A 26,792-nucleotide genomic window follows, 5' to 3' on the forward strand; every position below is an offset into this window, starting at 1 on the left:
GGTGCGCCTCTTCTTTTATTTGCCAGTGGGTTGCGGCGTTGACTGCGTGGTGGCGTAACGATCTACGAGCGACTCCAGTTGCGCGTAAATATATCTGTCATCGTTTGAACTGTAAGTGGCAGAAACACCATCCGACCATATCGGATTGGTGTATGCGTCGACGCCGGCACCCGCGCCCGATGCCCCCAGAACCGTGACCTTGACGGAGGGCAGTTTGACGTTATAAAGCATGGTTCTTGCCTGCACATCCACCTGCATGAGTACGGCCCGTTTAAATTGCGAAATATCATCGACGGACCCCACTTTGAGGCCGTGCTTTTGCAGGGCCCGTTCCATGACTTCACGCAGACTCTGCTCGGTCAGGCGGGAACCGTTCAAGTCATTCGGTATTGGTTTGATGACCAGTACAATGGTGTTGCTCAGATCGCCATCATTTGCTGCCGGGGCCTGTTTGGTTTCTGTCGGCTGTTTGGCCTCGGCGATCCCAGGAACTTCCGGGGGAGGCGCAGGTTCTGCGGCGGGCGGGGCCTGTGTTTGGCTTTTCAAGCGCTGCGCGTTGAGCGCATCGCCGGCAAGTTTGACGTTTTCCGCGTCTGGAGCAATCCCCTCCGCCTGTTTGAGATAGGCCTCGGCCTTGTCATATTGCGCCGCCGCCGTGGCCTGCTGCGCCAGCGCCACATATTTGTCCGTCACTGCCTGCACGCCGGCCTTGGCTTGTGCGTTGTTCGGGTCATCCTTTAACACCGCGCGGTAACGCGCCAGCGCATTGTTTCCGGCGGGGCTTGCCAACCGCAAGGCCTTCACGTCCGCGTCGGCTTGTTGCAATAGGTCGGCGATTTTTCCCGCCTTGTCCTGCGCCTCCTCTGACTTTTTCTGCGCGTCGGCAAGCTGCTTTTGTTGTTTGAGGATACCGGCCTGCTTCTGTTGTTCAGCGGCTTCGTCTCGCCGTGCCTGCTCCGCTCTGCGTTTGGATTCCTCGGCCACCCGCGCCGCTTCGGCGCGTTTGGCTTCTTCCTGTGCTTTTTGCTTTTCCTCTCCGGCGACGCGCGTGGCCTCCTCGCGCCTGGCTTCCTCTGCCGCCTTGGCTTGCGCCTGCGCCTTGATGCCCGCCGCCTCCGTCGCAGCGGTCGCCTGCGCCTTGTTGGCCTCCATTGCCGCGCGCTGATTCCAATACCAGGCGCCGCCAGTCACCATCAGCAGAACGATGGGTACCGCTATCGCACCGACCAGCCGGTGCTCGCGGTTCTTCTGCAACGCGGGTCGATGTAATTCCTTCCGCCATTCTGGGATGGTCTGCGGACGATCCGCCTCCTTGAATTGCAGGGCATGATCGATGGCGCGCAGCAACGGAACGGAATATCTGCCTTTTGCCGCCGTCAGCGCCGGCAGGAGCACGTCCTTGGATGCCTCCAGATAGGCATGGCTGCGATCCACCGAAGCCATGGGCACCTTGCCGACCACGGCGCGGTACATGGTCGCGCCCAGGCCATAAATGTCCGTCCACGGGCCCTGCTTGTCACTCTTGCTGTAGTACTGTTCAAAGGGGGCATATCCCGGCGACACCAGGGACGTCAGCGTCTTGGTTTCCAGCCCCAGTGCCTGCCGCGCCGAGCCGAAATCCAGCAACACCGGCGATCCGTCTTCGCGGATATAAATATTCGCCGGTTTGATGTCACGATGAATGAATCCGGTCTTGTGCACCTTCTCAAGCCCGTCGAGTATGGGCAGGATGACGCCGATCAGTTCCGCCTCCGGCAGGGTTTTGCGCCGTGACAGCACTTCCTGGAGGCTTTCGCCGTGCTCATAGGCCATCACCATGTAGGCCGTGTGGTTGGCCTCAAAAATGGAGAACACCTGCACGATGTTGGGATGCTTGAAGCGCGCCAGCGTCTGGCCCTCCTTGATGAAGCGGTTCAGCCCCCACAGGAAGTGATCGGCGTGGCTGTCGCTCAACGGATGCACCGACCAGTCGCCCGTGCGTCCGGCGAACTGTGACGGCAGATATTCCTTGATGGCGACATGCTGTTGCAGATTGGAATCGAAGGCGAGATAGGTGATGCCGAAACCGCCCTGGCCCAGCACCCGCTCGATCCGGTACCAGTGGATATTGAAGCCGGGCTGGAGGGCGTTGCGGTGAACTGTCTCGGTCATGAACGCGGTGTCCATCCGTGAGCCAGTGGGTTGAGCTGGATTATTCGCATATTGCGTCGGGTCCGCAACAGCCCGCTGTCTGTCAATCAATCAAGTGGGGACCGGCGTAATGTCGAAGCGCAGCAATTGACATTCGATGGCGCCGTTATAAAAGGTATGTTTGCGTCTGGCGGTGAGTCCCAGATATCTTCCGAGCGGCGGGTTGCCGGTGAACACCGCCGCCTGCCAGCCGCTGAACTCCTGCCGCAGTTTCTGGCCCAGCAATGTGTAGAGCGCGCGCAATTTTTCCGTGTCATCAAGGCGTTCGCCATAGGGCGGATTCACGAGCACCAGTCCGGTGTCCGTGGGTGGGCATAGCAACTCGCTCAAGTCCGCCTGCTTGATGAGAATACGATGGCCCAGGCCCGCCGCTTTGACATTTTGTTTGGCCGCCGCGATCGCCCGGTGGTCGGCGTCGCTGATGTGGATGGGGGGCAGTTTTGACTCGCCCGCTTCGCGGCGCTCACCCGCCTCGCGCAGCAGGCCGTGCCACAATGCGGCGTCGAACTGCCGCCAGCGCAGAAAGCCGTAATAACCGCGCTTGAGTCCGGGCGCGATGTCGCCGGCGATCATCGCCGCTTCTATTGCCAGCGTGCCGGAGCCGCACATCGGATCAACGAATGCGCCGCCGGCCGCCGCGATGGCGGGCCAGCCGCAACGCAATAACAGCGCGGCGGCGAGATTCTGTTTGAGCGAGGCGATGACGGAATCGATGCGATAACCGCGGCGGTGCAGGCTCTCGCCGGACAAATCCAGACTCAGAACGGCTTGGTCGCGATCAAGCACCAGGCTGACCCGCACGTCAGGCCGCTCCAACGCCACCGACGGCCGCCCACCGTGGCGCATGCGGAACTGATCGACGATGGCGTCCTTGACCTTGAGCGCGCCGAAATGCGTGTGCGTGATTTGCGAACGCAGCGAATGAAAATCGACGGCCAGAGTTCCTGTGGGTGCCAGATGTTCCGACCAGTCCATGGTTTGCACGCCCGCGTACATTGCCTCCGGTGTGGGCGCCTCGAAGCGCGCCAGTTCGAGCAGCACGCGGCCGGCGGTGCGTGACCAGAGGCAGGCGCGGTAACCCAGTTCAAGATTACCCGTGAACGCAACACCCGCCACGCGCTCAACGACGTCTCCGGCGCCAAGCTGGCGCAGTTCATCGGCAAGCAGCGACGCAATGCCTTTCGGCGCGGTCGCAAAAAAACGTTGGCTGGGCATGGCCGCATTGTAACCGCCGGCCGGTGATTTACGGCTTTGCGAGCGCCTGCGGCCGCGCTAGACTTCGAATATGAACACTGCGGCCCTGGAAAAATTCGCCGGCGATCTCTGGCAGGGGGACATCCTGCGGGAGCTGACCGAATACATCCGCATTCCCAACAAATCACCCGCCTTCGACCCGCAATGGCAGGAACACGGCTACATGGACGCGGCGGTGGCCCGCTTCGAGCGCTGGGCGCGGGGCATGAACATTCGTGGCATGGCGATGGAGGCGGTGCGGCTGCCCGGCCGCACCCCGCTGCTGTTCATGGACATTCCCGGCAATGATCATCGCACCGTGCTGCTCTACGGCCATCTCGACAAGCAGCCGGAAATGACCGGCTGGCGCGAGGGTCTGGGTCCCTGGCAGCCGGTGCTGGAGGGTGACCGGCTCTACGGGCGCGGCGGTGCCGATGATGGTTACGCGATCTTCGCGGCGCTGACGGCCATCAAGGCATTGCAGGAGCTGAACATCCCGCACGCGCGCTGCGTGGTCATCATCGAGGCCTGCGAGGAGAGCGGCAGTTTTGATCTGCCGTATTACATTGATGCCCTGAAGGCGCGCATTGGATCGCCCGAACTGGTCATATGTCTCGATTCCGGCTGCGGCAATTACGAGCAGTTGTGGGTCACGACTTCACTGCGCGGTCTGGTCGGCGGCGTGCTCGACGTTGCAATGATGAGCGAGGGGGTGCACTCCGGCGATGCCGGCGGCGTCGTACCGAACGTCTTTCGCGTGACGCGCATGCTGTTGAGCCGTATCGAGGATGAGAGCGATGGCCGCATTCTGGACGCCGCGTTCAACACGCTCATCCCCGCGCATCGCATCGTGCAGGCCCAAACCGCGGCACAGATATTGGGCGAAGAGACTTATCGCAAGTTTCCGCTGCAACCCGGCGTCGAACCGATGGCACACCAGCCGATGGAATTGATCCTGAACCGGACCTGGCGGCCGGCGCTCGCCATCACCGGCGCCGATGGCCTGCCGGCGGTGGCAAATGCCGGCAACGTGGCGCTGGCTGGCATGCACGTCAAAGTTTCGCTGCGTCTGCCGCCGAATGTCGACGGTGCGCGGGCCTCGGCGACGCTCAAGCGCCTCCTGGAGGAAGACCCGCCCCATGGCGCTCGTGTGACCTTCACTCCCGACTGGGCGGTCACCGGGTGGAATGCCCCGCATGAGGCCGAGTGGCTGACGCAATCGTTGGATCGGGCCTCGAGGCAGTTCTTCGGCAAAGCGCCGGTGTACATGGGCGAGGGCGGCACCATTCCATTCATGGCCATGCTGGGAGAGCGTTACCCGCGGGCGCAGTTTGTCATCACCGGTGTGCTTGGCCCGCACGCCAATGCCCATGGCCCCAACGAATTCCTGCATCTGCCCACCGCACACCGGGTGACCTGTTGCGTCGCCCAGGTCATCGCCGATCATTATTCGACGGGCGAAAAGACTTGAAAGCCGGGGTCATCGGGTTGGGCGCGATGGGCGCCCACATGGCGCTGAATTTCGACAGGGCCGGTGCGCTCGCAACCGTGTGGAACCGCACCCCGGCGCGCGCGCAGGCTTTGAAATTCAGCAGCAGCGTGTTGCACGCCGCAACACCCGCGGAGGCAGCCGCTCGATCAGATCTGATTGTCACCTGCGTGTCGCGCGACGCCGATGTGCTCGAAGTCGCGCGCGCCATGCTGCCGGGTTTGAGCGCCGGCAAAATCGTCTGCGACACCTCGACGGTGAGCAGCGATACCGCGCGCGAACTGGCAGCGCTGTACAAAACCCGCGACGCCGATTTTCTCGACTGCCCGGTGTCCGGCGGCGTGGAAGGCGCGCGCAAGGCGGCGCTGGCGATGATGGTCGGCGGCGAGACGGCGGCATTCGATCGCGCGCGACCGCTGCTCTCGAAGATCGCGGCCAACATCGTGCACATGGGACCAACGGGTTCCGGGCAGGCCACCAAGGCGGTGAATCAGCTCATGGCCGCAGGCATCAACCAGGCCGTGACCGAGGCGCTGGCCTTCGGGCAGGCGATGGGCCTCGACATGGACAAGGTCATCGACGTCGTCGGCAGCGGCGCGGCGGCCAACTGGTTTTTGAATCATCGCGGCGGGACCATGGTCGCGGGGACCTACGCACCGGGTTTCAAGATCGCCCTTCATCACAAGGATATTGAAATCATCCAGCGCATGGCCCGGGGCTGCACGCGGTGGCCGCTTTCCGTCGTGGCCAACACACTGGCGGATTACGAGCAGCTCATGCGCGAGGGCCATGGCGAGGAGGACATCTCCGCCCTCTACCGGCTCAAAAAAGAGAATTTCTCACCGGGAACTTAAGCCCGGCGGCATCCCACTAATTCCTCACGTTTGGCCTGCCCCCGTATTGCGCGTGTTGACGCGTGGACGGGGTTGTGGAAAATACGCGGCTTGCCCGCAGCCCGGAGCTGCGTTCGCCGCTTGCAGAATCGTGGCGGCGTCTGCAGACCGAAGGCAGCAGTCAAAAAAATTGAGGCTCGGGACTTAAACGATGTCTTACGCCATCGAGGTCAAAAACTTAAGCAAGTATTTCGGCGCCCTGCGCGCCGTCGATAACGTGTCCTTCAACGTGGCGCGCGGGGACGTGCTCGGCTTCCTCGGCCCGAACGGCGCCGGCAAGTCCACCACCATGAAGATGATCACGGGCTTCCTCGAACCGACGGGCGGCACGGTGAACGTCTGCGGTTTCGATCTCGCCGCCTCGCCCGTCATGCTGAAAAGCAAAATCGGCTATCTGCCGGAGGGCGCGCCGGCGTACGGCGAGATGACGCCGGCGAGCTTTCTCCAATTCGTCGGTGAAATCCGCGGCCTGCGCGGCGCGCGGCTTGCCGAACGCATCCGCGATGTGGTCGGCAAGATCCATCTGGAAACGGTGCTGCACCAGCGCATCGAAACGCTGTCCAAGGGCTACAAGCGCCGTGTGGGCGTGGCCCAGGCCATCCTGCACGATCCCGAGGTGCTGATCATGGACGAGCCGACCGACGGCCTGGACCCGAACCAGAAACATGAGGTGCGCACGCTCATCAAGGAAATGGCGGCGACCAAGGCCATCGTCATCTCCACGCACATCCTCGAGGAGGTCAACGCCGTCTGCACGCGCGCCATCATCATCGCCGCCGGACGGCTCCTGTTCGAGGGCACGCCGGCGGAACTCGAGGCCCGTTCGCGCTGGCACAACGCGGTGACGCTGGCGGTCAGCGCCGATACGGCGCAGGTCAAGGCGGCGCTGGGCGCGCTCCCCGACGTTGAGGCGGTGGAGGAACGGATCGATGCCGCCGGCCGCGTGCGGCTGACCGTCATCCCCAAACCGGGGTGCGCGCCGTTCTCGGCGGTGCAGGGAGCGGTGCAGGCCCATGGCTGGAACGTGACCGAATTGCACGCGGAAAGCGGCCATCTGGATGAGGTGTTCCGCACCATCACCACGCAGGAACAGGCCTCGGTCGTGCATTCATGAACAACGTACTCATCATCTTCAAGCGCGAACTGCGCGCCTATTTCGCCACGCCGGTGGCCTATGTCTTCATCATCATCTTCCTGTTTCTTACCGGCATCTTCACGTTTTACCTCGGTGCCTTCTACGAGCGCGACCAGGCCGATCTGGAACCGTTCTTTCGTTTCCATCCGTGGCTGTACCTGTTTTTGATTCCCGCCATCGCCATGCGCCTGTGGTCGGAGGAGCGCAAGGCCGGCACCATTGAGCTGTTGATGACCCTGCCGATCACGCTGTGGGATGCGGTGTTTGGCAAATTCCTCGCGGCCTGGTGTTTCACGGCCATCGCGCTGGCCCTGACGTTCCCGATGTGGATCACGGTCAATTATCTGGGCGACCCCGATAACGTCGTCATCGTGGCGGGCTATCTCGGCAGCCTGCTCATGGCCGGCGGCTTCCTTGCCATCGGCTCCTGCATTTCGGCGCTGACCAAGAATCAGGTCATCGCCTTTGTGGTGTCCGTGGTGATTTGCTTCTGCTTCATCTTCAGCGGCACGCGCATCGTGCTGGATTTTTTCAGCGGCTGGGCACCGCAGGCGATTGTGGACGTCATCAGTTCCTTCAGTTTCATCGCCCACTTTGAATCCATCAAGAAGGGCGTGGTGGACGTGCGCGACATCGTGTATTTCGCGACCCTCATCGCCTTCTGGCTGTACGCCAATACTTTGGTCATCCAGAGCCGGAAGGCCAGCTGACATGGCGAATCGATACTCAACGGGCGGTGGGCTGCTGCTGGCGCTAGCCCTGTTCATCGCCGTCAACCTGCTCGCCAATCTGACGCTGACCTCGTGGCGCCTCGATGTCACCGAGAACAAATTGTTCACGCTGTCGCCGGGCACCAGGAATATTCTCGCGAGCCTCGAGGAACCGATCACGCTCAAGTATTACTTCTCCAACAAATTGTTCTCAGGCATTCCGCAATACCAGAACTATGGTATACGCGTGCGCGATTTGCTGGAGGAATACGCCGCCAAGTCGCATGGCAAGCTCAAACTGATGGTGATCGACCCGGAGCCGTTCTCGGAGGCCGAGGATCAGGCCGTCGGCTATGGCGTGCGGCAGCTGCCGGTGACCGAGACCGGCGACATGGCCTACCTTGGTCTGGTAGGCACCAACACCACCGATGACACCTCCGTCATTCCCTTCTTCCAGCCCAACCGGGAGGAGGCGCTGGAATACGACCTCACCAAGCTTATTTACAATCTGGCACATCCCAAGAAACGCGTCATCGGCGTGTTGACCACGCTGCCGATGTTCGGCGGCGCCGATGATCCGGCCAGCGGTCGCCGTGGCTCCCCGCCGTGGGCGTTGATCAACGCGATGCGGGAGGTCTTCGACGTGCGTCAGCTGCGTCCTGACGCCGGCGACATCGACGGCGACGTCGACACCCTGATGGTGGTGCACCCCAAGGATTTGCCGGAAACCACGAAGTACGCCATCGATCAATTCGTGCTCAAGGGCGGCAAGGCCATGGTGTTCGTCGATCCGTTCGCGGAGGCCGATGAGGCCATGCCCAACCCCGATAATCCCACAGTCATGCCCAAGCATGATTCCAACCTGCCGGACATCTTCCGCGCCTGGGGAATCAAGATGGTGGAAGGCAAGATCGCCGCCGACCCGAACGCCGCCGTGCGCGCCTCATTCACCGGCAACCGTGGCCCGCAGGAGGTGGATTTCCTGCCGTGGTTGGGGCTTAAGCCGGACAATTTCAATCACGAGGACTTCATCACCGGCCAGTTGAAATCCATCAATCTCGGCAGCGCCGGGGCGCTGGAGAAAATCGAAGGCGCCACCACGCAGTTGACACCGCTGCTCAAGACCGGTCCGCAGTCCGGATTTCTGGACGCCGAGTCCATCATGTTCGTGCGCGACCCGGGCGCGATGCTGCAACAATTCAAACCCGACGGCATCGGCAAGGTGCTGGCCGCGCGCGTCACCGGCCGGGTGAAGACCGCCTTCCCCAACGGCAAGCCCAAGGAAAAGGACGGCAGTGGCGGTGTGGATCCCGGCTTCGCGGCGGAATCCAGGGACAGCATCCATGTCATCGTGGTCGCCGACACCGATATCATCTCCGATCGCTTCTGGGTGCGCGGACAAAACGTCATGGGCGTCAACGTGCCCACGCCCATCGCCGACAACGGCGATTTCGTCATCAACGCGCTCGACAACCTGGGCGGCAACGATGACTTGATCAGCCTGCGCAGCCGTGGCCAGTTCCGCCGCCCGTTCACGGTGGTGGAACAGATCCAGCGCGAGGCCGAGGCCCAGTTCCGCGACAAGGCACAGGCGCTGCAAACGCGTCTCGAAGAGACCGAAAAGAAGATCCGCGAACTGCAACAGCAAAAAGACGAAAAAGCCAAGGCCCTGCTGAGTCCCGCCCAACGGCAGGCCATCGACAAGTTCAAGGCCGAACAGGTCTCCACCCGCCGGGAATTGCGCAACGTCCAGCATGATCTGCGCAAGAACATCGAAAGCCTGGGCACGCTCCTGCGGGTGATCAACATCGGCCTGATTCCGCTGGCACTGGGTTGCGTTGCGTTCGCAGCCATGATGTACCGCTATCTGCGCCGCCGGCGCCGGCGCGCGGCCTGAGGAGTTGCTTATGCGTCGCCCACTACTACCCATCATCACCGTCCTTGTCGTCGCAGCGGCGGCCTGGGTCGCCTACTGGCGTGCACCATCCACCGATGTCGGCACCCCGCCCCTGCTTCCAGAATTCGTGGCGCACGTGAACGACGTGGCGCGCGTGGAAATCACCACGCGGCTGAACAAAACGCTGCTCAGGCGCAATGGGGATCGCTGGCTGATTGAGAATCGCGACGACTATCCGGCGGTGTTCGAGAACGTCAAAAGCGCCATACTCGGTCTTTCGGAACTTAAGATATTGGAAGCCAAAACGCGCAAGCCGGACCTGTATTCACGGCTGGGCGTGGAGGATGTGCAAAGCGAAAAATCAGCTTCCATGCTGATTCAGCTGAAGGACGCGAAGGGTGGCAATCTGGCGGCCGTCATCCTTGGCAAATCCCGCGAAGGCGGCGACGAGGGCCCGCTGGCCAATAGCCGCTATGTCCGGGTACAGGGCCAGGAGCAGTCCTTCCTAGTCAAGGGCCCGCTTGAGGTCAGTGCCGATCCGATGACCTGGGTCAGTCGCGATCTCATGGACATCCGCGGCGGCCGCGTCCGGGAAGTAACCATTGAACGTCCCGGTGAGCCGACGGTGACCGCCCGCCGCGATAAACCCGAAGACATCGAATTGACCCTGCAGGATGTCCCCGAAGATCACGTCGTCCGCTCGGTTTCCGTTGTCACCAGCCTGAGCACGGCGCTGGAGGAATTGCGTCTCGATGACGTCCGCGCCCGCCGCGCGCTCAATTGGCCGCAACAAACGACAACCACCACGTTGCACACCTTCGACGGCCTGACTGCCGTCGTGCGCGTTGCCGATATCGACGGGCGCAAATATGCCGCCTTCGAATTCAGCGTGGAACCGGGCGCCGAAACCAATCCGGTGCCGGAAACCGGGGAGGAATCGCCGGTGATCGGCATGGAAGGCAAGCCCGCGCCAGCCAATCCCGCCAAGAACAAACCTACGCTTACGGTCGGGCAGCAGGTTGCCGATCTGGACGCGAAGGTGAAGAATTGGGCCTACGTGTTGCCGGATTACAAGTTCGACATGCTCACGCGTACCAAGGATTCACTCATCGCCGAGAAGAAAAAGCCCGCTCCGCCGCCGCCGCCGGTCAAGGACCCTTTGAAGGTCGAACATTACGACCAGGACGGAAAACTGATTCCTGAATCACCGGAAGCCCCGGTACCCGTCAGACCCTCCCCGCCCCGATAGTCCCTTCGCGGTCTGTGAGCCGCGTGCACAGGTGGAAGCCCGCACGTTATACTGCGTGCTTGCTTCCATGCTGAACTCCTTCATTTTATTCCAAACTTGTGACCGATCCGCCGCCGGGCGGCGCAACGCCGCATGACCTCGCCTTCGTTCCAGAGTTTTCAGGATTTGATCCATGCCCTCCAGCGTTACTGGGTGGGACAGGGCTGCGTGCTGGAGCAGCCGTACGACATGGAGATGGGGGCCGGTACGTTTCATCCTGCGACCTTTTTGCGCGCCATCGGCCCCGAACCGTGGTATGCCGCCTATGTGCAGCCCTCGCGCCGCCCCACCGATGGCCGTTACGGCGAGAATCCCAATCGCTTGCAGCGCTACTTTCAGTTGCAGGTCAACCTCAAGCCTTCGCCGCCCGACATTCAGGAGCTATACCTCGATTCGTTGCGCCATCTGGGCATCGATCCCTTGGTCCACGACATACGTTTCGTCGAGGACAACTGGGAATCACCCACGCTTGGCGCCTGGGGCCTGGGCTGGGAGGTCTGGCTCAACGGCATGGAGATCAGCCAGTTCACTTATTTTCAGCAGGTCGGCGGGCTGGATTGCCGGCCGGTCGCCGGCGAGATTACCTATGGCCTCGAACGCATCGCGATGGCGTTGCAGAACACCGACAATGTTTTCGATCTGATCTGGGCCGTGACGCCGGCGGGGAAAATCACCTACGGCGACATCTACAGGCAAAATGAAGAGGAACAATCCGCTTACAACTTCGAGCACGCCGACATTGCCGCGCTGACTGATGGATTCGGCATCTGCGAGCGTGAATCACGGAAGTTGATCGAGCAGCAGTTGCCGCTGCCCGCGTATGAACAGGTGTTGAAGGCCTCGCATATCTTCAATTTGCTGGACGCGCGCCGGGCCGTGTCGGTGACCGAACGGCAACGTTATATTCTGCGCGTCCGCACGCTGGCGCGCGCGGTGGCGGAGTGTTACCTGGCCCGCCGCGAGGCGCTGGGCTTCCCGTTGTTGAAAACCCCGGTGCGGCCGCATGGCTGACCATCGCGACCTGCTGATCGAGATCGGCACCGAAGAACTGCCGCCCAAGGCGTTGCGCGCGCTGGCCACGGCGTTTGCTGATCACGTCTGGAGGGGATTGAGCGAAGCCGGCATACCCCGCCACGGCGAACTTCGCGCGTATGCCAGCCCGCGTCGCCTTGGGGTGTTTATCGGACAGCTCTTTGAACGCGGCCTTGCCGTCGGCACAAAAAGCTGGGGGCCCTTTGTCAAAGCGGCCTTTGATGAAAAAGGCAATCCCACTGCCGCCGCCCAAGGCTTTGCCTCGAATTGCGGCGTCGAGGTGAAAGACCTGCAGACGCTGCAAACGGACAAGGGACCGCGCCTTTACTATGAAGGCGAGAAACCGGGCCGGGTCACCGTTGAACTGGTACCCGCCATTGTGCAAAAGGCGCTGGATAAATTGCCCATCCCCAGGCGCATGCGCTGGGGAGACGGGGACGCGCAGTTCGTACGGCCGGTGCATTGGGTGGTGCTGCTCTTCGGTGAGACCGTCATCGACGCGGAGTTGCTGGGCGTGCGCGCCAACCGTTACACGCGCGGCCACCGCTTCCTGCATCCCGCGCCCATTCATCTCGATCAGCCGCGCGATTATGAAGATGCCCTGGAAAGACGCGGCTACGTCATCCCTGATTTTGAGCGACGGCGTGAACGGGTTCAGGAAGAAGTGCTGGCCGCCGCTGCGCGGGAGGACGCGCATGCAGAGATCACAGGCATGCTGCTGGATGAGGTCACGGCGCTGTGTGAATGGCCGCAAGCCTTGATCGGCGATTTCGACCCCTCGTTTCTGGAGCTGCCGGAAGAGGTGATTGCCGCCGTGCTCAGGGATCAGCAGCGCTGCTTTCCGCTGCGCACCAAAGATGGCCGTTTGTTGCCACGGTTCGTCGCCATCGCCAACATCCCAAGCCGCGATCCCGGGCTGGTACGGCATGGCAACGAGCGCGTCATCCGCCCACGGCTGACGGACGCCGCTTTTTTCTGGTGCCGGGATCGGGATACCCCGCTGCACGACCGCCTCAAGGGATTAAAGGAAGTCGTCTTTCAGAAGCAACTCGGTACGCTGTACGACAAGACCCAGCGCGTTTCCAAGCTTGCCGTCCGGATAGCGAAGCACGCTGGCGCTGATGCCGCCCATACCAAACGCGCGGCCGAACTGTCACGTTGCGATTTATTGACGCAAATGGTGGGTGAATTCCCGGAATTGCAAGGCATCATGGGCCGCCATTACGCCGCGCATGACGGCGAACCGGCGGAAGTCTGTACCGCCATCGACGAGATGTACCGCCCGCGCTTTGCCGGCGACGTCCTGCCGAAGACACCGGTGGGCCGGGCGCTGGCACTTGCGGACAAACTCGACACGCTCGCCGGATTGTTTGGTGCCGGAGAGATTCCAACTGGAGACAAAGATCCATTCGGACTGCGGCGCGCCGCTCTCGGCGCAGTCAGGATTATCGTGGAGTGTGAACTGCCGTTTCCACTGCAGGAATTGATCAACAATGCATTTGCGGCCTACGAGGGTAAAGTCGGCGACGCGCATGCTGACCTTGAAACATATATGTTCGAACGTTTCGCGAGCTATCTGAAGGACTCGGGGTTCTCGACACTCCAAGTGGAGGCGGTCCTGAGCCAGCGGCCCGAACGGCTCAGTTCGGTCCCGCGCCAGCTGGAGGCGGTAAAGGCATTTCAGGCCCTGCCGGAGGCCGAAAGCCTTGCCGCGGCAAACAAGCGTGTCGCGAACATACTCAGGCAGGCGGAAGCCAGGGGCGAGCGATTTGAAGCCGCCGATGAAAAACATCTCAAGGAACCTGCAGAACGTGCGTTATATGACTCCTTGACCGTCGTCTCCAAAAAAGCGATGGCCTTCTTCGAGCACGGCGACTATACCGGCTATCTCAAGTCGTTCGCGGTTCTAAAAACGTCAATAGACGCATTCTTTGACTCGGTGATGGTGATGGTCGATGATCCGATCTTGCGTCGCAACCGGCTCGCGTTGCTCGCCGATTTGCGGCTTAAAATGAATCGCGTGGCGGATATCTCCAAACTCGCGTCATGAGACTGCTCATTCTTGATCGCGACGGGGTCATCAACGAAGACTCCGACGCCTTCATCAAGCATCCAGACGAGTGGGTGCCGATAGAAGGCAGCCTGCATGCCATCGCCATGGCCACCCGCGCTGGCGCGCGCGTGGTGGTGTGCACCAACCAATCCGGTATCGCCCGCGGCCTGTTCGATCTCAACCGTCTGCATCAGATCCACCAGAAAATGCTGGCGGCGGCCAAGGCGGCGGGCGGGGTGATCGATGCGATTTTTTTCTGCCCGCACGCGCCGGAGGAGAAATGCGACTGCCGCAAGCCCCAGCCGGGGATGCTGCACGAGGTTGCGCGCCGGCTGCGCGTGCCGCTTGAATACGTGCCGGCCATCGGTGATCGGGAAAGCGATATCGCGGCGGCGCGGGCCGCGGGCGCGCGGCCGGTGCTGGTGCTGACCGGCGCCGGCAGGGAGACCGCGGACATCATTGGCCAGGCGAAGGACGTCGCGGTTTATCCCGATCTCGCCGCCGTCGTCGAGCACCTGCTGGCCACGGAATGGGTCGGCTCGCATTAGCGCTTATCTCATGAATGCTTGACACACTGCGCGCACTCCTGTTTTACGCCGGTCTGCTGCCGCATACCATCCTTTTCGCCCTGCTCGGCATCGTCGTGCGGCCACTGCCTTTTTTCCCGCGTTATTGGGTCGTCACCCGTTGGACGCATATCACGCTGTGGTGGCTGAAGTGCTGTTGCGGACTCACGCATCACGTACGGGGAATGGAAAACATCCCGCCCGGACCCGCCATCATCATGTGCAAACACCAGTCGGCATGGGAAACCATGGCGCTGCAATTGATTTTCCCGCCGCAGGTCTGGGTGTTGAAGCGCGAACTGTTGTGGATCCCCTTCTTCGGCTGGGGACTGGCGAGCCTGGAGCCGATTGCGCTCAACCGGCGGGCGGGCCACAAGGCGCTGCGCCAGTTGGTCGCTCAGGGAAAGCAGCGCCTGGCGCGTGGCATCTGGGTCACCCTGTTTCCGGAGGGCACGCGCACTGCGCCCGGCCATCGCCGGCGCTACAATATCGGCGGCGGATTGCTGGCGGCGGAGACTGGCGTCCCAATCGTGCCGGTCGCGCACAACGCCGGGACGTACTGGCCAAGGCTCAGCCTGCGCAAGCGGCCGGGATGCATTGAACTCGTCATCGGTCCTGTCATATCCGTCAACGGGCGCGATGCGCGCGAGATCGTGGCGCTTGCCGAGGAGTGGATCGAGTCGACCGCACAGGCACTTTTACAAGAATCCTCTTAGTATATGTACCCAAGGATGGGCTAGAATTATAGAGTTGGAAGGTGGGGTTATCTGTCACCTTCTGAATTTATTAAAAAAACTTTTGTCATAAAAATCACGGTTTTTAATTGTGCCGACTCGCCATGAAAACATCAACAACCAAAGAGCAGCAACTCATTGCCGAGGTCATCGAGGAGCTTAAAACCTTGCCCGGTGCGTTATTGCCTGTGCTGCATCGGATCCAGGACGCGTTGGGATACATCCCCGCGGATGCGATACCCGCGGTTGCTGAGGGCTTGAATCTTTCCCGCGCCGAAGTCCACGGCGTCATCACGTTCTATCATCACTTCCGCACCACGCCGCCTGGGCGCCACACCCTTCAAATATGCCGTGCCGAATCCTGCCAGTCCATGGGGTCGGAGGCGCTTGAGCAACATGCCAAGCGGCGGCTCGGCATCGACTACCACGAGACCACCACTGACGGCAGTTATTCGCTCGAGCCGGTCTACTGCCTGGGCAACTGCGCCTGTTCGCCAGCGGTGATGATCGATCATGAACTCCACGGCCGCGTGACGCCGGAGCGCCTGGACGCCATTCTTGCCGAGACCGCGGAGGATGGCCGATGAGCGTTACGGTCTACGTGCCGCGCGACGCCGCGGCGCTGTCACTCGGCGCAGACAAGGTGGCGCGACAGATCGCCGCGGAATCCGCACGCCATGGCGCCGCAATCAATCTGGTGCGCAACGGCTCCCGTGGCATGTTCTGGCTGGAGCCCATGGTGGAGGTGCAAACTCCGGCCGGGCGCATCGCCTATGGGCCGGTGCGGCCTGAAGACGTCTCATCGCTCTTTGAACGCAATTTTCTTCAGGGCGGCGAACACCCGCTCAAGCTTGGCACCGCCGCGGAGATCCCGTACCTCAAAAAACAGGAACGGCTGACCTTTGCCCGCGTCGGCATCACCGACCCGCTGTCGCTCGAAGAGTATCTGGCGCATGACGGTTATCGAGGCTTAAAGCGCACCCTAAACATGGACGGCGCCGCCATCGTGCAGGAAGTGACCGATTCCGGCCTGCGCGGTCGCGGCGGCGCGGCATTCCCCACCGGCATCAAGTGGCGCACCGTGCTCAACACCGCCGCAGATCAGAAATACGTCGTTTGCAACGCCGACGAGGGTGATTCGGGCACCTTCTCCGATCGCATGATCATGGAAGGTGACCCCTTCGTGCTGATTGAAGGCATGACCATCGCCGGCATCGCGGTGGGGGCAACGCAGGGTTATATCTATGTGCGCTCCGAATACCCGCATGCCCTTGATGTGCTCAACGAGGCAATCAAGATCGCCTACGGCAAGGGTTATCTGGGTGACAACATCATCGGCAGCGGCAAACGCTTCGACCTCGAAGTGCGCCGCGCCGCCGGCGCCTATATCTGCGGCGAGGAAACGGCCATGCTCGAAAGCCTCGAAGGCAAACGCGGCATGGTGCGGTTCAAACCACCGCTGCCGGCAATCCAGGGGCTGTTCGGCAAGCCGACCATCATCAACAATGTGATTTCGCTGGCGTCGGTGCCGATCATCCTCGACAAGGGCGCGACTTATTACAAGGATTTCGGCATGGGGCGTTCGCGCGGCACCCTGCCCATTCAGCTTGCCGGGAACATCAAGTATGGCGGCCTGGTCGAAAAGGCATTCGGCGTCACACTGCGGGAATTGCTCTATGACTATGGCGGCGGTTCCGCCAGCGGCCGCCCGATTCGCGCCGTACAGGTGGGCGGGCCGTTGGGCGCGTATGTACCTGAATCGCAATTTGATACGCCCTTCGACTACGAAGCCTTCGCCAAGAATTGGGCGATGATCGGGCATGGCGGCATCGTGGCCTTTGATGACACCGTCAACATGGCCAGGATGGCCCGTTTTGCCATGGAGTTCTGCGCCATCGAGTCCTGCGGCAAGTGCACCCCCTGCCGCATCGGCTCCACCCGCGGGGTGGAGGTCATCGACCGCATCATGGCCCATATCGAACATGGTAAAAACGTGACGTTATTGCGTGATTTGTGCGACACTATGTTAAACGGGTCGCTTTGCGCTCTGGGCGGTATGACGCCCTATCCGGTGTTGAGCGCGCTGAACCATTTCCCGGAAGACTTTGGCGCCGCTGGGGCAAAAGTCGCCTGACTTAGCTTGCGTTTACGCGCAAGGAGGGTACGACGATGCAATCCATCAGCGATAAAGATCTAGGCACGCCTGCCGCCACCTCCTCGAAGATGGTGGCGGTGGAAATCGACGGTTTCAAAGTCACCGTTCCCGAGGGCACGTCTGTAATGCGGGCGGCAGCCAGCATTGGCCTCGGCATCCCCAAACTCTGCGCCACTGACATGCTGGACGCCTTTGGCTCCTGCCGCCTCTGCCTGGTGCAGATCGAGGGCATGAAGGGCTACCCTGCCTCATGCACCACGCCGGTTGCCGAGGGCATGAAAGTCACCACCCAGAACCAGAAACTCGGCGACATCCGCCGCGGCGTGATGGAGCTTTACATTTCGGATCATCCCTTGGACTGCCTGACCTGTCCCGCCAACGGGCACTGCGAATTGCAGGACATGGCCGGTGTCGTGGGCCTGCGCGACGTGCGCTATGGCTACGACGGAGCCAACCACGTCCATGCGCACAAGGGACACCAAAACATCGGCAGCCAGAGTGCCACGCAATGCGGTGAAGCCAATCCGCTGTTCGTGGCGAAAGACGAGAGCAACCCGTACTTCACTTTCGATCCCAGCAAGTGCATCGTCTGTTCGCGCTGCGTGCGCGCCTGCGACGAAGTACAGGGCACGCTGGCGCTCACCATCCAGGGCCGCGGCTTCCTGTCCAAGGTTTCGCCGAGCCAGGACGAATCATTCATGGATTCCGAATGCGTCTCGTGCGGCGCCTGTGTGCAGGCCTGCCCGACGGCGACGCTGTCCGAGAAGGGCCTGATCGAGAAAGGCCAGGCCGAGCACAGCGTCATCACCACCTGCGCCTATTGCGGCGTCGGATGCTCATTCAAGGCCGAGATGCAGGGCGAGGAAGTCGTGCGCATGGTCCCCAACAAGGACGGGCACGCCAACCATGGCCATTCCTGTGTGAAGGGCCGTTTCGCCTTCGGCTACGCCACCCATCCCGATCGCATCACCAAGCCCATGGTCCGCGCCAAGATCAGCGATCCGTGGCGGGAGGTTTCCTGGGATGAGGCCATCAACCACGCGGCCGCCGAGTTCAAGCGCATCCAATCCAAGTATGGTCGCTATTCAATAGGCGGCATTACTTCCTCCCGCTGCACCAACGAGGAGACTTATCTTGTGCAGAAGCTGGTGCGCGCCGCCTTCGAGAACAACAATGTCGACACCTGTGCGCGCGTGTGCCATTCACCTACAGGCTATGGTCTGAAGCAAACCCTGGGTGAATCCGCTGGTACGCAGACATTCGACTCGGTGATGAAGGCCGATGTCATCATGGTCATCGGCGCCAACCCCACCGACGGCCATCCGGTGTTCGCCTCGCGCATGAAACAGCGCCTGCGTCAGGGGGCGAAACTGATCATCGCCGATCCACGCACGATAGGCCTGGTGAAGGCGCCACATATCAACGCCGACTACCACCTGAAACTCAAACCTGGCACCAATGTCGCCCTCATCAACGCGCTGGCGCACGTGGTCGTTACCGAGGGACTGACCAACGAGTCATTCGTCGTCTCGCGTTGCGAGCCTGAAGCCTATAAAAAATGGAAGGCCTTCATCAGCAAGCCGTCCCACTCGCCGGAGGCGAGCGAGGAGATCACAGGGGTACCCGCACGGCTGGTGCGGGAAGCCGCGAGGCTGTACGCCACCGGCGGGAATGGCGCCATCTACTACGGTCTTGGCGTCACCGAACACAGCCAGGGCTCGACCATGGTGATTGGCATTGCCAATCTCGCCATGTGCACGGGCAACATCGGACGCGAGGGCGTCGGCGTCAATCCGCTGCGCGGGCAGAACAACGTGCAGGGATCCTGCGACATGGGCTCCTTCCCGCATGAATACCCCGGCTACCGGCACGTTTCCGATGCCGCCACTCGCTCATCCTTCGAGCAGGTGTGGGGTGTGAAACTGGAGCAGGAACCGGGTTTGCGCATTCCCAACATGTTCGAGGCGGCACTCGATGGCAGCTTCAGGGGACTTTACATCCAGGGCGAGGACATCGCCCAGTCCGATCCGGACATCCAGCACGTCCACGCCGCGCTCAGGGCCATGGAATGTGTCGTCGTTCAGGATCTGTTCCTGAATGAAACCGCGAAATTCGCGCATGTGTTCCTGCCCGGCTCGTCGTTCCTGGAGAAAAGCGGGACCTTCACCAACGCCGAGCGCCGCATTTCGCCCGTGCGCAAGGTGATGCAGCCACTCGGCGGCAAGGAGGATTGGGAAGCCACGGTGATGCTGTCGAATGCGCTCGGTTACCCGATGAATTACCGGCACGCCTCCGAGATCTTGGACGAAATTGCGCTACTGACACCAACCTTCAAGGGCGTTACTTGGGAAAAACTGGAAAAACTTGGCAGCATCCAGTGGCCATGCAACGACACCCACCCGGAAGGTACGCCGATCATGCACGTGGATGAGTTTGTGCGCGGCAAGGGGCGTTTCATGCTCACCGAATATGTGCCGACCCATGAGCGCAGCAACAGCCGGTACCCACTCATCCTCACCACCGGTCGCATTCTGTCGCAGTACAACGTCGGCGCGCAGACGCGCCGCACCGCCAACTCGATGTGGCACAATGAGGACCGGCTGGAGATCCACCCGCACGACGCCGAGGTTCGCGGCATCAAGGAGCATGATTGGGTTGGCATACAGAGCCGCGCCGGTGAGACGGTGTTGCGCGCGACCATCACCGAACGCGTGCAGCCGGGTGTGGTCTACACCACCTTCCACTTCCCTGAATCCGGCGCCAACGTGATCACCACCGACAATTCTGACTGGGCGACGAACTGTCCGGAGTACAAGGTCACCGCCGTACAAGTCACCAAGGTGAGCCAGCCATCCGAGTGGCAGCGACGTTACCGCGCCTTCTCCGAGCAGCAGGAACAGCTGCTGGAACAGCGCAATGCCGTCTCTGGCTGAATCACCACCCCGGGCTGAACAGCAGACGTCCCTGCCGTTCCAGCCGGTGGTAGCCCTGCAGGTCGAGCGTCATCGCGGCGGCCAGACCGCTCCCGCCACTGATCGGATCGCCGAGGAAGTCGCCGTCTGCCTGGCCTACAACGGGGTGGCGCACTCGGTCATGATGACCACCCCCGCTGACCTTGAGGAATTCGCGTTGGGATTCAGCCTGACCGAGGGGATCGTTGGCCGTGCCGACGAACTGCGCGATATCCAGGTCACGCCCCACCCCGAAGGCATCGTGGTATCCATGTCCATACCCCCGGAACGCGCCGAGCGGCTCAGCGGGCGCGAACGCAACATCGTCGGACGCACCGGCTGCGGACTGTGCGGGGTGCGCGAACTGGCGGATGCCGTACGGCTGCCCGCGAATGTCGGCACTGGCGTATGCGTGCCTGGTGTGGCGCTGGCCGATGCGTTGCGCGGGATCACGACCGGCCAGCGACTCAACGCGCAGACGGGCGCGCATCATGCCGCGGCATGGGCGGATGCTTCCGGGAAAATCGGACATGTATACGAGGACGTTGGCCGCCACAACGCCCTCGACAAGCTCGTCGGCAAATTATCCAACATGAAGGTCGACACCGGATCAGGATTTGCGGTCATCACCAGCCGCGCCAGCTATGAGATGGTCCTGAAAGCCGCTACCGCCGGGATTACGCTGCTGGCGGCGGTTTCGGCACCCACGGCGCTGGCGGTACGCCTGGCGCGCACGACCGGCCTGACGCTGGCCGGCTTTGTGCGGGGCGATGACTACGTCATTTACGCCCACCCACAACGCATACAATCATAACGTCATAAAGGTTTATACAGAGCATGCATATCGAACGCCTCATCCAGATGGCCAACGACATCGGCGATTACTTCGCGGCCGAACCGGATCGCAATGAAGCCATCACCGGCATCCACAACCACATACGCCGGTTTTGGGATCCGCGCATGCGGCGGCAGATCATCGAATACCTTCAGCAGGACGGCAGCGAACTCAATGAGATGGTGCGGGAGGCGGTCAGGAAACTGGAGCCGGTGCCCAACCGGACCAGTGCATGACGCCGGTGGCTGCGTTGCAGGCAAACCCACGGCGTTGCCAGCCGACCCTCGAAATCCCCAATCCCGACCCGCCGGTAACCAACCGCTGCCGACGGATTCCAACCGACATATTCACGTCGGGACATTAGAACCCAAGTCACTCCCACCAATCGCACGGATAATGTTGTAAAAATGTTTTCATATCGTTATATTTGAACGTATATAACGATAAAGTAAGTTGATGATAGCTGCCGCCCGCGGTCTTAATTACCAAAACAGCATCTCGAGAAGAAAATCATGCATAGCCGATGCGTCGCCCTTGCTTTGTTTTTTGTTTTGCCGCTCCTGTACGCGCCGCACGCCAAGGCCGCAGACGAGGCGCTGCTAAGGGTGCTGCTGCAAAACAAGCTCATCAGCCAGGCCCAGTACGATGCCATCATCAAGGCGCAGGATTCGACCGCCAGCAAACCGTTGCCTGCGCAGGATCAGGGCCTGCTGGACGTATTGCTGGCCAATAACGTCATCACCAAGGAGCAGTTCGCCGCGCTGCAGGTGAAAAACGCCGACGACAAGACCAAGAAAATCCAGGCCGGCGAAGCTAAGGTCACGCTCAAGGACGGGCTCAAATTCAAATCGGCAGACAGCGATTTCTCGGCACAGGTGGGAACCTATTTCCAGTTTGACTCCGCCTTGTATGGCAATCAGGGCAAGACGGATTTTTCGGATGGCACGGAATTACGACGCGGGCGATTATCGCTATCCGGAACGGTGATGAGGGATTGGGATTACAAATTCGAAGCGGACTTCGCCGGCACCACCCAGGGCGGTACGACCAATACAGTTACGGTCACCGACGCCTTTGTCCGTTACAACGGATTCGCCCCGGTGAGTTTGACCGCCGGCAATTTCAAGGTGCCTTATGGGCTGGAAGAAGTCAGCAGTGCCAAATATCTCACCTTCATGGAGCGCGGCCTGCCCTTCGCCTTTACCAACCTCCGCTTGCTCGGTGGCATGGTCGGCGCCAATGGCGACAACTGGACGGCGGCGGCGGGTGCGTTCGGTGACGGCATTACCGCCCAGAACGGCGATGATGAAGGCATGACCGGCGCAGCACGTGTCACCTTCGCCCCCATACTCAAACCAGGACAGGTACTGCATCTGGGCATCTCCGGCCAGGTGCGCGGGCCGGCGGATAATTCAACTTCCCCGTTCAAGGAGACCCTACAATTCCGATCCAAGCCGGAATCCGACATCATCAGCGACGCCCTGACCGCGAGCACGGCATTGAGCAAAAAAGTGAACGGTCGGATGGTGTTCTTCGGCCGGAGCAGCGGGAGACTGGTGGATACCGGCAGCATCGGTGGCAGCGTGAACTACGCGGACATGGGTAATTTCGAGGCGGCGGGAGTTTATGGCCCGTTTTCCCTGCAGGGCGAATACATGCTGGTCAATGTCGATCGCGACGTGGGCGGTGATCTCTCGTTCGGCGGCTATTATCTGTACGGCAGTTTGTTCCTGACGGATGATTCCCGCAACTATCTGGGTGGCAAGGGTACCTTCGATGTGATTCAGCCCAAACGGCCCTTTCAGTTACGCGGCGACGGCTGGGGGGCATGGGAGGTGGCGCTGCGCGTCAGCGGCATTGACCTGAATGACAAGGAGATCCAGGGTGGTGATGAAGAAGACCTGACGGCCGCCCTGAACTGGTACCCCAACAGCTTCGTGCGGCTCTCGGCCAATTACGTCAAGGTACTGGGCCTGAACGGCGGCGCGCACGATGGCGAGGACATCGACGCCTTCCAGACGCGCGTCCAAGTCGTTTACTAAGCCTCCATCCTTGCTATCGGCGGCATGAGGATATAATGGGCAAGGCCTTGTCGTCCGACTTGCCATGACTGAAAAAAACCACTCTGCCGCATTCCCGGCTGCGCGCATGCGGCGCATGCGCGCCCATGACTTTTCTCGGCGCTTGATGCGCGAAACGCGCCTCGCCACGGATGATCTGATTTATCCGATGTTTGTCCGCGAGGGTAAAAAACGCCGCGAAGCGGTCGCTTCCATGCCCGGTATCGAGCGCCTGAGCGTCGACCTGCTGGTGCGGGAAGCGGAGACGATTTTCAAACTCGGCATACCCGCTGTCGTTCTGTTTCCGGTCACGCCCGCGGAGAAGAAGACCGCCGATGCGCGCGAGGCGTTTAATGCTGACGGATTAACGCAACGCGCGGTACGCATGATCAAAAAGGTCGTGCCTGAACTCGGTGTCATCACCGATGTCGCCCTCGATCCCTACACCGCCCATGGGCAGGATGGCCTGGTCGACAAGCAAGGATATGTCGTCAACGATGCGACGCTGGAGGTGCTGGTCAAACAGGCGCTGTCACACGCGGAAGCCGGGGCGGATGTAGTCGCCCCCTCCGACATGATGGATGGGCGCATCGGCCGCATCCGTCAGGCGCTGGAGGCGCATGGTCATGTCAACACAATGATTTTGGCCTATTCCGCCAAGTACGCCTCGAGTTTCTACGGCCCATTCAGAGACGCGGTCGGTTCTGCCGCCAGTCTCAAGGGCGGTGACAAGTACAGTTACCAGATGGACCCCGCCAACAGCGACGAGGCGCTGCGCGAGGTCGCGCTGGACATCGCCGAGGGCGCGGACATGGTAATGATCAAACCCGGCCTGCCCTGTCTCGACGTCGTCCGGCGCGTGAAAGAAAAATTCGGCATGCCGACGTTTGTCTATCAGGTCAGCGGTGAGTACGCCATGCTCAAGGCCGCCGCACAGAACGGCTGGCTGGACGAACGTCAAACCATAATGGAGTCTTTGCTATCCATGAAACGCGCCGGCGCCGACGCCATCCTCACCTACTTCGCCCCACAAGCCGCTCAGTGGTTGCGTGTTTGAACTGAAGCGGCCAGTTTAGGCATCCATGTTCAGTTCTTGGATTTTTCGCGTCAGGGTATTGCGTCCCCAGCCAAGCAGTCTCGCGGCCTCCTGGCGCTTGCCGGCGGTCCGCCGCAACGCGGCTTCGATCAATATGCGCTCGAACGCCGGTACGGCCTTGCTCAGCACGTCACCCCCGCCCTCCGTCAGCAGCCGATCCGCCCAGTCACGCAACGCTTTCTCCCAATCTTCACCGGAATCGCCCGTACTTTTAATCATGGTGAGTTCCGGCGGCAGGTCTTCGCTGTGCACGTCCCGGGTGGGCGCCATAACCGTGATCCAGCGACAGACATTCTCCAACTGGCGTACGTTGCCGGGCCAGTCGTTCTGCTGCATGACCTTGAGCGCATCCGGCAGCAATATCTTGCCTTCCACGCCCAGTTCGCGGGCGGCCACCGACAGGAAATGACGCGCCAATGGCTCGATGTCTTCGTGCCGCTCCCTTAGCGGCGGGATATGCAGGCGGATCACATTCAGACGATGGAAGAGATCGTCCCGGAACAGCCCGGCTTTGACCCGGGCGGCCAGGTCCTGATGCGTTGCGGCGATGACACGCACATCGACGCGGATCGGTGCCGTGCCGCCGACCCGGTAAAACTCACCATCGGCCAGCACCCGCAACAGACGCGTCTGCAGTTCCGCCGGCATATCCCCAATCTCGTCTAGAAACAGGGTGCCGCCGTTGGCCTGCTCGAAGCGACCGATGCGTTGTTGTGTAGCGCCGGTGAAGGCGCCCTTCTCATGACCGAAAAGTTCCGACTCCAGCAATTCACGCGGGATGGCCGCGGTATTCAACGCAATGAGCGGCTGGTTCGCGCGCGGGCTGTGCCGGTGCAGGGCGCGCGCCACCAACTCCTTCCCAGTGCCTGATTCACCGGTGATGAGCACGGTCATTTGTGAACGCGACAGACGACCAATGGCTCGAAATACTTCCTGCATCGCCGGCGCCACGCCAATCATGTCCGAAGTGAAGGCCGTGGCCTCCGTCCCGGTGCCGGGTGCGGGCGTCTGCCGCCGCAGGGCACGGCGGACGATGCCAACGGCCTCGTCGACGTCGAAGGGTTTGGGCAGGTACTCGAACGCTCCGCCCTTAAATACCTCCACAGCGCGATCCAGATCGGCGTATGCCGTCATGATGATGACCGGCACTTCCGGCGAACGGCGGCGCACGTGCTCCAGCAGACCCATGCCGTCCGTCCCCGGCATGCGGATGTCGGCGAGGATGACGGCGGGTTTTTCCTTTTCCAGCCTGCGGATGGCGAGATCGGCGTTATCCAAGCAGCGTACCGGGATGCCCGCTTGCGTCAGCGCCTTCTCCAGCACCCAGCGGATGGCGCGGTCATCGTCAACCACCCACACTGGCGCGGATTCATTCATCGTCGTTGAGAGGCAGCAACACGCTGAACACGGTGTGGCCGGGACTGCTCTGGCACTCGATGGTGCCGCCATTCTTGTGGATCAGGCTGCGCGTAATCGCGAGTCCCAGACCGGTGCCATCCGCGCGCCCCGAGATCATGGGGTAGAAAATCTGGTCGGCGATCTCGGGAGGGACGCCGGGGCCGGTATCGATGACCTCCACGCGCAATGCCAGACGATGACGCAGACCGTTCAGAGTGACCTGGCGCTCGGCGCGCGTACGCAGCGTAATTTCTCCACCGCCCGCCACTGCCTGGCTGGCATTGTGCACCACGTTCAGAAACGCCTGCACCAAATGGTCGCGGTCGGCGTGCAAGGGCGGCAAACTGGGATCATAATCGCGATGAATCTGCAGCGTCGGGCGTTCGGCCTCCACCAGCTGCCGCACATGTTCCAGTACTTCGTGAACGTTCAGGGCCACCGGGTGCGGCTTGCTTTCCGGCAGCATCATGTTATCCAGCAGCGTGCGCAGCCGATCGGCTTCGCCCATGATGAGGCGGGTGTATTCGCGATGCGCTTCACTGCCCAATTCACGTTCCAGCAGCTGCGCCGCACCCCGGATGCCGCCGAGAGGATTTTTAACCTCGTGCGCCATGCCGCGCATCAGGGCCGCGGTGACATGATCCTGCGCCAGGAGGTTCTCCTCGCGTGCCATCCGGCGACGCCAGCTGGCATCGGTGAGTTCCAGCAGTACATGCGTTACCCGGGCGCCCTCGAAGACCGGCGTCAGGCTGCAATCCACGTTGCGCACGGGCGCGTTCCCTGAAAGCGCGAGCGTGATTTCGCGTTCAACCAGCGGTTCACCCGTCTTCAACACCTTGTCCAAAGCCGCCTGCAATACCGGCGCGCCGGCGAGCAGTTGTCCAGCAGACTGACCCGCAGACTTGCGCATATTGATGGCGAACAAGGCCTCCACCGCCGCGCTTTGCCAGTACAAACGGGCCGCTCCATCAAACACCATGACGGCAGTGGACAGATGATCCAAAAGGGCCAGCAAACGCCTGGCGTCTGGCATGGCTTGTAATCTTATCGCACTATTCTGGTGCATATGAAATTGGG

The 26,792-nt window shown here is 61.5% G+C and carries 21 protein-coding genes; 17 read left to right on the forward strand and 4 right to left on the reverse strand.

Annotation, left to right across the window (positions count from 1 at the left end; translation table 11 throughout):
* Positions 1-15 precede the first annotated feature (15 nt).
* Positions 16-2,151, reverse strand: a complete 2,136-nt coding sequence (locus tag VMH34_07865) for a protein kinase (protein HTT08691.1) — start codon at positions 2,149-2,151, stop codon at positions 16-18.
* A gap of 90 nt (positions 2,152-2,241) precedes the next feature.
* Positions 2,242-3,405, reverse strand: coding sequence for a THUMP domain-containing protein (locus VMH34_07870; protein HTT08692.1), 1,164 nt, complete (start codon positions 3,403-3,405; stop codon positions 2,242-2,244).
* Positions 3,406-3,475: 70 nt separating this feature from the next.
* On the opposite strand from VMH34_07870, the gene VMH34_07875 reads away from it, so the two are divergent.
* The 17 genes from VMH34_07875 to hemB all read left to right on the forward strand — a co-directional run bounded on the left by VMH34_07875 (position 3,476) and on the right by hemB (position 24,278).
* Complete coding sequence (locus tag VMH34_07875) at positions 3,476-4,894, forward strand: M20 family metallopeptidase (protein HTT08693.1); 1,419 nt, start codon at positions 3,476-3,478, stop codon at positions 4,892-4,894.
* Positions 4,891-5,766 carry an NAD(P)-dependent oxidoreductase gene (locus VMH34_07880; protein ID HTT08694.1) on the forward strand — a complete coding sequence of 292 codons (876 nt, stop codon included), beginning with the start codon at positions 4,891-4,893 and terminating at the stop codon, positions 5,764-5,766. The genes VMH34_07875 and VMH34_07880 overlap by 4 nt, the downstream gene beginning before the upstream one ends.
* 190 nt (positions 5,767-5,956) lie before the next feature.
* Positions 5,957-6,919, forward strand: a complete 963-nt coding sequence (locus VMH34_07885) for an ABC transporter ATP-binding protein (protein HTT08695.1) — start codon at positions 5,957-5,959, stop codon at positions 6,917-6,919.
* Positions 6,916-7,650, forward strand: a complete 735-nt coding sequence (locus VMH34_07890; protein HTT08696.1) for an ABC transporter permease subunit — start codon at positions 6,916-6,918, stop codon at positions 7,648-7,650. Before VMH34_07885 ends, VMH34_07890 begins: the two co-directional genes overlap by 4 nt.
* A gap of 1 nt (position 7,651) precedes the next feature.
* On the forward strand, positions 7,652-9,547 hold the full coding sequence (locus tag VMH34_07895) for a Gldg family protein (protein HTT08697.1): 1,896 nt from the start codon (positions 7,652-7,654) through the stop codon (positions 9,545-9,547).
* A 10-nt stretch (positions 9,548-9,557) separates the two neighbouring features.
* A complete protein-coding gene (locus VMH34_07900; protein HTT08698.1) occupies positions 9,558-10,796 on the forward strand; it encodes a DUF4340 domain-containing protein in 1,239 nt (412 codons plus the stop codon).
* Between the two features lie 132 nt (positions 10,797-10,928).
* Entirely contained in the window at positions 10,929-11,846 is a 918-nt protein-coding gene (gene glyQ / locus VMH34_07905) for a glycine--tRNA ligase subunit alpha (GenBank protein HTT08699.1), read from the forward strand.
* Positions 11,839-13,917, forward strand: coding sequence for a glycine--tRNA ligase subunit beta (gene glyS, locus VMH34_07910; protein HTT08700.1), 2,079 nt, complete (start codon positions 11,839-11,841; stop codon positions 13,915-13,917). The genes glyQ and glyS overlap by 8 nt, the downstream gene beginning before the upstream one ends.
* A complete protein-coding gene (gene gmhB / locus VMH34_07915) occupies positions 13,914-14,468 on the forward strand; it encodes a D-glycero-beta-D-manno-heptose 1,7-bisphosphate 7-phosphatase (protein HTT08701.1) in 555 nt (184 codons plus the stop codon). Before glyS ends, gmhB begins: the two co-directional genes overlap by 4 nt.
* Positions 14,469-14,482: 14 nt before the next feature.
* On the forward strand, positions 14,483-15,202 hold the full coding sequence (locus VMH34_07920) for a lysophospholipid acyltransferase family protein (GenBank protein HTT08702.1): 720 nt from the start codon (positions 14,483-14,485) through the stop codon (positions 15,200-15,202).
* Positions 15,203-15,324: 122 nt separating this feature from the next.
* Positions 15,325-15,807: a formate dehydrogenase subunit gamma gene (locus VMH34_07925; protein ID HTT08703.1), complete on the forward strand. Its 483-nt coding sequence runs from the start codon at positions 15,325-15,327 to the stop codon at positions 15,805-15,807.
* A complete protein-coding gene (locus VMH34_07930) occupies positions 15,804-17,354 on the forward strand; it encodes an NADH-quinone oxidoreductase subunit NuoF (protein HTT08704.1) in 1,551 nt (516 codons plus the stop codon). The genes VMH34_07925 and VMH34_07930 overlap by 4 nt, the downstream gene beginning before the upstream one ends.
* A 35-nt stretch (positions 17,355-17,389) precedes the next feature.
* Positions 17,390-20,308 carry a formate dehydrogenase subunit alpha gene (fdhF, locus tag VMH34_07935; protein ID HTT08705.1) on the forward strand — a complete coding sequence of 973 codons (2,919 nt, stop codon included), beginning with the start codon at positions 17,390-17,392 and terminating at the stop codon, positions 20,306-20,308.
* Entirely contained in the window at positions 20,292-21,140 is an 849-nt protein-coding gene (gene fdhD / locus VMH34_07940; GenBank protein ID HTT08706.1) for a formate dehydrogenase accessory sulfurtransferase FdhD, read from the forward strand. Before fdhF ends, fdhD begins: the two co-directional genes overlap by 17 nt.
* A gap of 23 nt (positions 21,141-21,163) precedes the next feature.
* On the forward strand, positions 21,164-21,397 hold the full coding sequence (locus tag VMH34_07945; protein ID HTT08707.1) for a formate dehydrogenase subunit delta: 234 nt from the start codon (positions 21,164-21,166) through the stop codon (positions 21,395-21,397).
* A gap of 276 nt (positions 21,398-21,673) precedes the next feature.
* Complete coding sequence (locus VMH34_07950; protein HTT08708.1) at positions 21,674-23,203, forward strand: porin; 1,530 nt, start codon at positions 21,674-21,676, stop codon at positions 23,201-23,203.
* A gap of 64 nt (positions 23,204-23,267) precedes the next feature.
* Positions 23,268-24,278, forward strand: a complete 1,011-nt coding sequence (gene hemB, locus VMH34_07955; GenBank protein ID HTT08709.1) for a porphobilinogen synthase — start codon at positions 23,268-23,270, stop codon at positions 24,276-24,278.
* Positions 24,279-24,293: 15 nt separating this feature from the next.
* Here hemB and ntrC read toward each other — a convergent pair whose 3' ends face one another.
* Complete coding sequence (ntrC, locus tag VMH34_07960; protein ID HTT08710.1) at positions 24,294-25,694, reverse strand: nitrogen regulation protein NR(I); 1,401 nt, start codon at positions 25,692-25,694, stop codon at positions 24,294-24,296.
* A complete protein-coding gene (glnL, locus tag VMH34_07965; GenBank protein HTT08711.1) occupies positions 25,687-26,748 on the reverse strand; it encodes a nitrogen regulation protein NR(II) in 1,062 nt (353 codons plus the stop codon). The genes ntrC and glnL overlap by 8 nt, the downstream gene beginning before the upstream one ends.
* Between the last annotated feature and the right edge of the window lie 44 nt (positions 26,749-26,792).

Source organism: Gammaproteobacteria bacterium (assembly GCA_035501935.1).
Lineage (GTDB): Bacteria > Pseudomonadota > Gammaproteobacteria > JAJPIJ01 > JAJPIJ01 > JAJPIJ01.